Genomic DNA, 10,027 nt, shown 5'->3' with positions numbered 1-10,027 from the left:
CCTCCAGCTGCTGCACGAACAGGACGCGCTCGGGGCGCTCGAGCCGTACACCTCCGAGGTCGACTTGAGCACGACGCGCTGCACCGACGGCGCCTTCTGACAGGCCGCGAACAGCTGGATCGCGCCCATCACGTTGAGTTCCTTGAGCGTCGCACGGCCCCCGGAGCGAGGCGCGTAGGACGCCGCGGCGGCGTGCACCACGGTGTCGACGTCGCCGTTGCGGATGACCTTCGCGATGAACGGGTTGCGGATGTCGGCGCGGACGAATTCCGCACGGCCCATCCGACGCAGCAGATCCTTGCTCGGCGTGATCGCGTCGACGGCGATCACGTGGTTGATCAACGGGTTCTGAGCCAGCCTGGCCGTCAGGTAGCCGCCGAGAAACCGGCACGCCCCGGTGACCAGGACGACCTTCGGGTACTGCACGGCGTCGCGGGGGTCAGTCCCGTTGACGTGTCCATTGGAACGGCCCTCGGAATCCATGTCCGGCCAGCCTAGCGACCGCGGGTGGCGATTACTTGCCGAGTTTTCTGCGCTGGACCCGAGTGCGACGAAGCAGCTTGCGGTGCTTCTTCTTCGACATGCGCTTGCGCCGCTTCTTGATGACTGAACCCATGAACTCCGCTACCTACGCCTTACCTGCCCGATGAGCATCGTTGACTGACCCGGCTACTTTACCGGGCTGCGCAGGTAACCGCGAAACGCGCCCATTGGCTGGTGGGCGTCGCGCCGAGTACGCGGGATCGATCAGCCTGCGTCGAAGTACGAGCTCTCCAACATGTCGTGAACAGCCTTCGCGTGCACCCGGAACGAGCGGCCGACCCGGACGGCAGGCAGCTCGCCGTTGTGCACCAGTCGGTACACCGTCATCTTGCTGACCCGCATCAGGCTCGCCACCTCGGCGACGGTGAGGAATTGCGCCCGTGGCTGTTGGCCGTCGGATCCGGAGTCCCGAGCCGACTTCCCACTGGCCGAATCCCGCGCGGATGGCCCGTTCATAGACGTCATCGCAACCCAATCATTCAGGCACGGGCAGTTCCAGCGGCTTCCCCACCGCTGGCACCGACCCGTGCTTACACGAGGAGAATAGCGTGGCAGATGGTGTTACTGCGACGGGTGTGGGCAATTTGAAGAATTACTCAGTTGTAATTCCGAGCTGCTCAGAGCGCTTTTTCGCGGCCTCGACCGCCCTGGCAACCGCTGCCCGCAATCCACCCCTCTCGAGTTCGCGCAGACCGGCCGCGGTGGTACCGCCCGGCGAAGTGACGGTCGCGCGCAGCTGGGCGGGCGTGGTGTCCATTCCGGCGCCCGACGAACCCGATGCGCCGCCTGCGGCGTCCGCGGCCCGATCGAGGCGATCCAGCAACATCGCGGCGGATCCGGCCATGGTCTGCGCGACGAGATCGGTGGCCGCAGACCGCGACAGCCCGGCGTCCACGCCGGCGTCGACGAGCGCCTCGACCATCAGGAAGAAATAGGCCGGCCCCGAGCCTGAGATCGCGGTGACCGCGTCGAGTTGGGACTCCGGAACCGTGAGCACCCCGCCGACCGCGTCGAAGATCGCCGAGACCTCCTTCATCTGCTCGGCGGTGGCGAAGCGTCCGGCGGACAGCGCGCTGACACCGCCGCCAACGACCATCGGGGCGTTGGGCATGACGCGGATCACCGGCGCGCCGGCGGGCAGCTTGTTCTCGTAGTACTCGGTGGTGACCCCGGCGGCGACCGTCACGAAAACCTGTTCGGCCGTGTCGCTTTCGGCGTTGGTCGCGGCGTCGACGATTTCGTCGACGAGGCTGGCGACGTCGGCGGGCTTGACGGCGACGATCACGTAGCTCGCGTGGTCCACCGCGTTGGCCACCGTCGTCACCAGCACCGAGTAGGTGTCGGCGAGGTACTGCGCGCGGTTCGGGTCCTTCTCCGCCACCACCAGGTCCTTGACCTGTCGTCCGGCCCTCAGCAGCCCGGACAGCAGCGCCTCACCGATACTTCCACCGCCGACGATCGCGATTCTGGCCATGCCGCAAAGCATTGCAGACGGCCGGGCACCGGCGCGTGCGACCACCCACCGCGGGGTGCGCCGAACGTGCGCTCAGCGCGAGATCCGGGCCGATTTTTCGTCCTGAGTGCACGTTCGGCAACTGGCGAAGCCGGTTCAGGCCTGAGGCACCAGCGCGAGTTGGCGCGTCTGCACGACGATGTGGCCCTCAGAGTCGACGACGATGTGGTCCTCGTCGAACCAGTCCTGGCCGATCTGCACCGTCGTACACAGCACCCGCAGCCACCCGTCGGCGGGCAGGGTGCGCAGATAGGCCGTCAGCTGGACGGTGGGCGCCCAACCGAACCGGTTGACGCCGAAGGTCACCGGAGCCGACACGTCGCCGCACAGCAGCGCGAAAAGGACATCCGGAGCAACGCCTTTGGGCCGCACCCAATACTCGATCACCGGCGGTCCGCCGTCGGACCGCGGCTGCATCGTGGTCAGCGACGGCCGGATGTCGCAGCCGTGCGCGAGGTGCACGATGTCGGCCATCGGATGGCCCTCGCCGATCGGCTCCAGGCCGGGCGGGGGCTCGGGTTGCATCAGCGGAATCACCGGATTCACCGAGAGCAGCGGCGCCACATGGTGTTCCGGGTCGCCGAGGGTGACCGCGGCACGCACCGCCGTGCGGTCGCCTTGATTGAGTTCAACATCAATCAGGCTGACGCGACGTCCTCGCTTGCGCACCGTGGTGACCAATTCCATCGGCCCGGGATCGGGGGCCCACAGGAAGTTCCCCGACACCGCGATCGGTTGGACGTCCCCGGCGTGCTCGGTTCGGGCGGCGTTGGCGCACAGCGCGAGCATCGCGCCGCCGTGCACCTTCGGCCCGATAGTCCAATGTTCGTTCAGCTCACCGTGATACACGCCGTCGTCGGCTTTGGTGAGCGCCATGGCGTCGGTGAACAGGGTGGAGCCGGCCATCTGGTGAATCCTTCGGAAGCGAGCGGTCAGCGCAGCAGGTGCCTGCGCGCGAACTGTAGCGACTCCACCAGCAGCGCCTCGCGCTCGGCCGCGGTCCGCGCGCCCGACGTCGTCACCTCGAGAATGACGTGGCCGTTGAAGTCGCTGGCGGCCAGCATCTCGCAGACCTCCACCGTCGGCTGGGTGCCGCGTCCGGGCACCAGGTGCTCGTCGGTCGAGGCGCCGCTGCCGTCGCACAGATGCAGGTGCACCAGGCCCTCGCCCATGCGGCGCGCCATTTCGAGGGCATCGGACCCGGCGGTCGCGGTGTGCGACAGGTCGAGCGTGTAGTGGGCGTGGTTACCGTCGAGCGGGTCGTAGGACGGGGCGAACGCCGAGATGCCCGGTCCCGGTCGGCCGCCACGTTTGCGCATGCGCTCGATGGAGGTCTGCCCTGCGCCGAAGAAGCGGTCGGCGCGGAACGGGAACATGTTCTCGACGGCCACCATCACCTCGCTGGACTCCTCGAGCTCGGCGACCTGGTCGGAGAACCCCTCGGCGTAGCGGCGCTGCCACCGGAACGGCGGATGCACGACGACGGTCTGCGCGCACAGTTGCTCGGCCGCGCGCACACTGCGTTCGAGTTTCGGGATCGGGTTGGCGCCCCACACTCGCTGGGAGATCAGCAGGCACGGCGCGTGCACCGAGAGCACCGGCATTTCGTACCGCTTCGACAGCTCCTCGATCGCGTCGACGTCCTGGCTGACCGTCTCGGCCCACACCATGAGCTCGACGCCGTCGTAGCCGAGCTTCGCCGCGTACTCGAAGGCGGCCTCGGTTCTCAGCGGGTAAACGGAGGCCGTCGACAGACCGACCTTGATGGCTGGACGCACGAGTTATAGGGCGCCTCAGGCCGCCTGCATCAGTGCCAGCGGCCCGAATGTCACCATCGCGCCGACCGCGACGGCGATCAGAGTGCTGCCGATGTCCTCGGTCTTGCGGACCACCCGCACGCCGACGACCAGGCCGAGGATCACCAGCACGCCGAGCACCAGCGCGACGATGCTGTTCCACTTCCACAGCTGATCGAAGGCGATGAACAGCCCCGCGCCGAACGCGACCGCGACCACGCACTGCCCGACGACCAGCACGCCGCGCAGGAACGACGACATCGCGCCCGAGCGGTCGGCCCCCTCGTCCTCGTCCTCGTCCAGATCGATGTCGGCCGGGCTCAGGCCGTTACCGCGGTGGGCCACGTCGTCGGCCGCATCGGGTCCGCCGAACAACTCGTTGTCCGGGGACCGCAGGTACGACGGCAGGTCCTCGCGGTCATCGTCGTCTTCGGGCTCGGCCACGGCGACCGCGGCGTCTTCGGCCTCGTCCTCGTCGGCCTGGGGATCGGCCCAGTCGAGCGGGTCCGGGCTCATCTCCTCGGCACCGACCGCGGTGTCGCTGTCCACCGTCGCCTCGTCGGTGGTCTCGTCCACCGTGCTGAGCTCGGTGGTTTCGTCCGCCACCTGGCTGATCTCGGCGGTTTCGGGCTCGCTGCGCTGGGCCGACGCGCTGCGCCCGAGGAGTCCGAAGCGCCGCCGCGCGAAGGTGGAGCGCCGCGGTGGGGCGAAGAAGTCCAGGTCCTCGTCGGCGTCGCGCTGTTCGATGTGGCTCTGGTAGTCGGCGACGGCTTCGGCGTAGTCGTCGTCTTTGTCGGCCGGGGCTTCGGGAGCGTCCGAGGTGTCGACCGCCTCGGGGGCCTCCTCGACCTTGGGCTCGACCTCGGGCTCGACCTCGGGCTCGACCGCGGGCTCGGCCTCGGACTCGTCGACGGTGTCTTCGACGTGGTCGACGGCGCCGTTGGTGGCCGCTACCTCCTCCGGTTCGGCGGGAGCGGTGGCTTCGGTCTCGGCGGTCTCGACGGTCTCGGCGGGGGCGTCGTCGTCATGGTCGCGGACGATCGGGATCTCGCCGGTCAGTTCGGCGACGGTGATCGAGTCCGCGCCGCGACGACGACGGCGCCGACCGCCGATCGGCGGGGCGCCGATCGTTCCGTTGCGCGCCAGCAACTCCGCGACCGAGATGGGTCGCGTGTTGCTGTGATCGTCTTCAGTTCCTGTCATTGTGTTTGCCTTCGGGCCTCGTCACCTATCGTCCAGCATTGCGCACAAACGTCTGTACTGAGGCCGGATTGTCGGCACCGCCGACGAAACCGCTGCCATCGGCTTCGCTGTCGAGTCTCCGCAGAATCAGCCCCTCCCGCAACGCCCAGGGGCAGATGTCCACGCTCTCGACACCGAGGGCTTTCATGCTCGCCTCAGCAACCAGGGCTCCGGCCACGATCTGTGGCGCCCGTTCGGCACTCACTCCCTCCAATTCCGCTCGGTCGGCCGCGGTCATCCTAGAGATGAAAGCTATGAGCTGCCTTAATCCGGTGGCCGTCAGCGTTCGTTTGACCCTCGGACCGGCCCCGGACGGCGCGGCGCCGGTGAGCCGGGCCAGCGAGCGGAACGTCTTCGAGGTGGCCACGGCGAGGTCGGGGGCGCCGGGTTTGAGCATCTCGGCGCCGGCGTCGGCGAGTTCGGTCGTCAGCCAGTCGCGCAGCATCGCCACGCGCCGCCGGCCCGGCGGATCGTCGGGCAGCCATTCGCGGGTGAGCCGTCCCGCGCCGAGCGGAAGTGACAACGCGACCTCAGGCTCCTCGTCGACGCCGTTGGACAGTTCGAGCGAACCGCCGCCGATGTCGATGTTGATGATGCGTCCGGCGCTCCACCCGTACCACCGCCGCACCGCCAGGAACGTCAGCCGAGATTCGTCGACGCCGGCGAGCACGCGCAGCGCCACTCCGGTCTCGGCGAGGATCCGGGCGAGCAGTTCCTCGGAGTTCTTGGCATCGCGCACCGCGGAGGTGGCGAACGCCATCAGCTCCGCGCAACCGGAACTCGTGGCGATCTTGGCGAATTCGTCGATTGTGCCGATCAGTTTGTCGGCACCCTTGCGGGTGATCTTGCCGTCGCTGTCGATGGCCTCGGCGAGGCGCAGCGAGGCCTTGGTCGAACTCATCGGCGTCGGGTGTCCACCACGGCGCGCGTCCACCACCAGAAGGTGGACGGTATTGCTGCCCACGTCGAGCACGCCTAATCGCACTCATCCAACTTAATGGGTCTACCGTTGGGAATTGTGACTGCACCGCACCGTGGAGAGGTCGAACTCGATTTCGCCCGTGAGTGGGTCGAGTTCTATGACCCCGACAATCCCGAGCATTTGATCGCCGCCGATCTGACATGGCTGCTCTCCCGGTGGACATGCGTTTTCGGAACGCCCGCGTGCAAGGGCACGGTCGAGGGACGCCCGGACGACGGATGCTGTTCGCACGGGGCGTTCATGTCCGACGACGACGACATCGCCCGCCTCGACGACGCGGTCAAGACGCTGACCGACGAGGACTGGCAGTTCCGCGAGAAGGGGCTCGGCAAAAAGGGCTACCTCGAGATGGACGAGTACGACGACAAGCCCAACCTGCGGACCCGGAAGTACAAGGGCGCCTGCATCTTCCTCAACCGGCCCGGCTTCGCCGGCGGCATCGGTTGTGCGCTGCACAGCAAGGCGCTCAAGCTCGGCGTCGAACCGCTGACCATGAAGCCCGACGTGTGCTGGCAGCTGCCGATCCGCCGCACCCAGGAGTGGGTGGAGCGGCCCGACGGGACGGAGATCCTCAAGACCTGGATCACCGAATACGACCGTCGCGGTTGGGGCGAAGGCGGCGCCGATCTGCACTGGTACTGCACCGGCGATCCGAACGCGCACGTCGGCGCCAAGCCGGTCTGGGAGTCCTACGGCCCCGAGCTCACCGAGCTGCTCGGCGAGAAGGCGTACGCGGAGTTGGCGGCAATGTGCAAGCGGCGCAGCGGGTTAGGGCTCATCGCCGTACATCCCGCGACCCGCCTGGCCGGATGAGCCTCTTCCTGTTCCGACTGATTCCGCCGCGCGCGGATTTCGCGCAGACCATGACGCCCGACGAACAGCAGGCCATGGCCGACCATCAGGCGTACTGGCAGCAGCTTCTGGCCGACGGCCGTGTCGTCGTCTACGGGCCGGTCGCCGATCCAGAAGGCGTGTGGGGACTGGGCGTGCTGCGCGCCGCCGACCGCGCCGAGGTGCTCGCGATCGCCGAGCGCGACCCGTCGGTCACCGCGGGCGTCAACACGTTCGACGTCCTCGAGATCATGGGCGGCACCACGGGTTGACGGCGCGCTCCTTTCATTCGCGAACAGACGCAAACCTGCCCATTTTCGCGGAAATTGGGGCAGTTACGCGTCTGCTCGCGAAGGAACTCAGCCCTCGAGTTTGTAGCCGAGACCGCGGACCGTGACCAGGTGCACGGGGTTGGCCGGATCGGCCTCGATCTTGGATCGCAGCCGCTTCACATGGACGTCAAGGGTTTTCGTGTCACCGACGTAATCGGCACCCCACACGCGGTCGATCAACTGGCCGCGGGTCAGCACCCGCCCGCTGTTGCGCATCAGGTACTCGAGCAGGTCGAACTCCTTGAGCGGCAACGTGACCGGCTCTCCATTCACCGAAACGACGTGGCGTTCGACGTCCATCCGGACGGGTCCAGCCTCCAGCACGCCGTCGCCGATTCCGGCGTCCTCGTTGTCGGCGCCGCGCCGCAACACCGCGCGGATGCGGGCGATGAGTTCGCGGGCCGAGTACGGCTTGGTGACGTAGTCGTCGGCGCCGAGTTCGAGCCCGACGACCTTGTCGATCTCGCTGTCGCGGGCGGTCACCATGATCACCGGAACGCTTGAGCGCGAACGTAATTGACGGCACACGTCGGTGCCGCTCATCCCGGGCAGCATCAGGTCGAGCAGCACGATGTCGGCGCCGGAGCGCTCGAATTCGGCCAGGGCCGCCGGTCCGTCGGTGACGATGGTGGCTTCGAAGCCCTCTTTGCGAAGAAGGTAGGCCAGGGGATCGGCCAAGGACTCCTCGTCCTCCACGATCAGCACACTGGTCATTGGTCTCGCTGGTCCTCTCGTTCGTCCGATCCGTGATCGGGATAGGCCGGAATCGACAGGGTGAACGTCGATCCCGTTCCCGGCTGACTCCACAGCCGGATGCTTCCGTTGTGGTTGGCCGCCACGTGTTTGACGATGGCCAACCCGAGCCCGGTGCCGCCGGTGGCCCGGGACCGCGCCTTGTCGACGCGGAAAAATCGCTCGAACACCCGCTCCTGGTCCTCGCGGGCGATGCCGATCCCGCGGTCGGTCACGGCGATCTCGATGTCGTCCCCGCGGCGCCTGCGGCTGATCGACACCGACGATCCGTGCGGTGAGTAGGCGATCGCGTTGGAGACCAGGTTCGCGATGGCGGTGACCAGCAGCGCCTGATCTCCGAGGGCGCGAAAACCGGTCGGGGCGTCGGTGGTGATCTTGATGTCGGCGTTGTCGGCGGGCACCTTGTGCCGCGACAGCGCCTCGGACACCACGGTGTCGACGTCGACCGCAGTCAAGTCGGGCAGCCGTTCCGCGCCCTGCAGCCGGGATAGCTCGATCAGCTCGCCGATCATGTTGGCCAGCCGGTTGGACTCCGCGACCATCTTCTCGGCGAACCGGCGCACGGTTTCCGAGTCGTCGGACGATGCGAGCAGCGCCTCAGCCAGCACGCCCATCGCGCCGACCGGCGTCTTGAGCTCGTGGCTGACGTTGGCGACGAAGTCCCGACGGGTGGCCTCCATGCGGGCGTACTCGGAGTGGTCGTCGACGTAGACGACCGCGAAGCGGCGGTCCTGGTCGGTCAGCAGCTGGACGTGTCCCCGCACCGACAGGCCGGAGCGGCCGGGGGTGGCCCGCTTGTCGGCCGCCAGGTCGACGTCGACCGGCTCGCCGGTGGCCAGCGTGCGTTCGGCGGCCCGCCACGCGCGATCGTCGAGCAGGCGGTCGCGCACCAGGCCCAGCTCGCGGGCCCGGTCGTTGGCGTATACGACGTCACGGAAGTGGTCGACCACGACGATTCCGGTGGGCGCGCGCGATGCGATGTGGGACAGCATCTGCGAGACGGTGATGCCGGTCTGCGCGGTGGCGCGGCGCTGCCGGCGGTCCATGAGACGGGGCCTCAGTTGCGCCCCGAGCGCGACACCGGTCGCCAGAGCGAGCAGTGCGACCACCGCTGCCAGCAGCAGTGCCGAGACGACACTCACGCGAAAATCGTACGCATCGGGTGAACGTCATCCCAGCAGCGTGCGACCAAACCGGGACAAGTCACAGACGGAAAGACGGAAATTCGGCCTCTCGTCCTTCCCCGTTAACCGTCCGTTCGCCGTCGCGCGCAGCGGTGCTTACTTGGCGCCCTGCGACGCGACCGCGGCGGCGCCGGCGGCCGCGGCCTCGGGATCGAGGTAGGTGCCGCCGACGATCGTCGGCTTCAGATCGGAGTCCAGGTCGTAGCGCAGCGGGATGCCGGTCGGGATGTTGAGCCCGACGACGTCCTCGTCGGACATGCCGTCGAGGTGTTTGACCAGCGCGCGCAGCGAGTTGCCGTGCGCGGCGATCAGCACCGTCTTGCCGGCCCGCAGGTCCGGTTCGATGGTCGAGGTGTAGTACGGCACGAACCGCTCGACGACGTCCTTGAGGCATTCGGTGCGTGGCGGGCCGCCGGGCACGTCGGCATAGCGGGGGTCGCCGTCCTGGGTGTAGGTGCTGCCCTCTTCGATCGGCGGCGGCGGCGTGTCGTAGCTGCGTCGCCACGCCATGAACTGCTCCTCGCCGTACTTCTCCTTGGTCTCGGCCTTGTTCAGACCCTGCAGCGCGCCGTAGTGCCGCTCGTTGAGCCGCCAGTCGCGGTGCACGGGGATCCAGTGCCGGTCGGCAGTGTCCAGCGCCAGGTTCGCGGTCGTGATCGCGCGGCGCAGCAGCGAGGTGTAAAGCACATCGGGTTGGCGGTCGAGTTCTTTGATCAGTTCACCGGCGCGCACGGCTTCGGCGCGGCCCTTCTCGGTGAGGTCGACGTCGACCCATCCGGTGAACAGGTTCTTCTCGTTCCATTCGCTCTCGCCGTGGCGGAGCAGGATCAGCGTGCAGTCACCCATGCGCC

The 10,027-nt window shown here is 67.9% G+C and carries 13 protein-coding genes; 2 read left to right on the top strand and 11 right to left on the bottom strand.

Going from position 1 to position 10,027, the window contains the following annotated elements:
• The 8 genes from A5698_RS11920 to A5698_RS11890 all read right to left on the bottom strand — a co-directional run.
• A partial coding sequence (locus tag A5698_RS11920; protein ID WP_156670718.1) for an NAD-dependent epimerase/dehydratase family protein occupies window positions 1-483 on the bottom strand: 483 nt, incomplete at its 3' end.
• 31 nt (window positions 484-514) lie between these two features.
• Window positions 515-616: a 30S ribosomal protein bS22 gene (locus A5698_RS27950; protein ID WP_003402602.1), complete on the bottom strand. Its 102-nt coding sequence runs from the start codon at window positions 614-616 to the stop codon at window positions 515-517.
• Window positions 617-747: 131 nt separating this feature from the next.
• Window positions 748-1,008 carry a helix-turn-helix domain-containing protein gene (locus A5698_RS11915; RefSeq protein WP_067088497.1) on the bottom strand — a complete coding sequence of 87 codons (261 nt, stop codon included), beginning with the start codon at window positions 1,006-1,008 and terminating at the stop codon, window positions 748-750.
• Window positions 1,009-1,135: 127 nt separating this feature from the next.
• Window positions 1,136-2,017 carry a pyrroline-5-carboxylate reductase gene (gene proC / locus A5698_RS11910; RefSeq protein ID WP_156670717.1) on the bottom strand — a complete coding sequence of 294 codons (882 nt, stop codon included), beginning with the start codon at window positions 2,015-2,017 and terminating at the stop codon, window positions 1,136-1,138.
• 135 nt (window positions 2,018-2,152) lie between these two features.
• Entirely contained in the window at window positions 2,153-2,962 is an 810-nt protein-coding gene (locus tag A5698_RS11905) for a thioesterase family protein (RefSeq protein WP_068296799.1), read from the bottom strand.
• A 26-nt stretch (window positions 2,963-2,988) separates the two neighbouring features.
• Entirely contained in the window at window positions 2,989-3,834 is an 846-nt protein-coding gene (locus A5698_RS11900; protein ID WP_068296796.1) for a sugar phosphate isomerase/epimerase family protein, read from the bottom strand.
• 15 nt (window positions 3,835-3,849) lie between these two features.
• Window positions 3,850-5,055 (bottom strand): Rv0497 family membrane protein, encoded by a 1,206-nt coding sequence (locus tag A5698_RS11895; protein ID WP_068296792.1) that lies wholly within the window; start codon window positions 5,053-5,055, stop codon window positions 3,850-3,852.
• Between the two features lie 25 nt (window positions 5,056-5,080).
• On the bottom strand, window positions 5,081-6,079 hold the full coding sequence (locus A5698_RS11890) for a Ppx/GppA family phosphatase (protein WP_067088509.1): 999 nt from the start codon (window positions 6,077-6,079) through the stop codon (window positions 5,081-5,083).
• Between the two features lie 12 nt (window positions 6,080-6,091).
• On the opposite strand from A5698_RS11890, the gene A5698_RS11885 reads away from it, so the two are divergent.
• Window positions 6,092-6,889, top strand: a complete 798-nt coding sequence (locus A5698_RS11885; protein ID WP_084792412.1) for a DUF3109 family protein — start codon at window positions 6,092-6,094, stop codon at window positions 6,887-6,889.
• Window positions 6,886-7,179 (top strand): YciI family protein, encoded by a 294-nt coding sequence (locus tag A5698_RS11880; protein ID WP_068296786.1) that lies wholly within the window; start codon window positions 6,886-6,888, stop codon window positions 7,177-7,179. Before A5698_RS11885 ends, A5698_RS11880 begins: the two co-directional genes overlap by 4 nt.
• 87 nt (window positions 7,180-7,266) lie before the next feature.
• On the opposite strand, the gene regX is transcribed toward A5698_RS11880, so the two are convergent.
• From regX to A5698_RS11865, 3 genes are all read right to left on the bottom strand, one after another.
• On the bottom strand, window positions 7,267-7,953 hold the full coding sequence (regX, locus tag A5698_RS11875) for a two-component sensory transduction protein RegX (RefSeq protein ID WP_068296784.1): 687 nt from the start codon (window positions 7,951-7,953) through the stop codon (window positions 7,267-7,269).
• Window positions 7,950-9,134, bottom strand: coding sequence for a sensor histidine kinase (locus tag A5698_RS11870; protein ID WP_068296781.1), 1,185 nt, complete (start codon window positions 9,132-9,134; stop codon window positions 7,950-7,952). The genes regX and A5698_RS11870 overlap by 4 nt, the downstream gene beginning before the upstream one ends.
• Window positions 9,135-9,272: 138 nt before the next feature.
• Window positions 9,273-10,022: a phosphoglyceromutase gene (locus A5698_RS11865; protein ID WP_068296778.1), complete on the bottom strand. Its 750-nt coding sequence runs from the start codon at window positions 10,020-10,022 to the stop codon at window positions 9,273-9,275.
• Between the last annotated feature and the right edge of the window lie 5 nt (window positions 10,023-10,027).

Origin of the sequence: Mycobacterium sp. E136, from assembly GCF_001666865.1 — a bacterium.
GTDB lineage: Bacteria > Actinomycetota > Actinomycetes > Mycobacteriales > Mycobacteriaceae > Mycobacterium.
The sequence above is the reverse complement of the archived record's forward strand: the minus strand, read 5'-3'. Positions and strand labels throughout refer to the sequence as shown.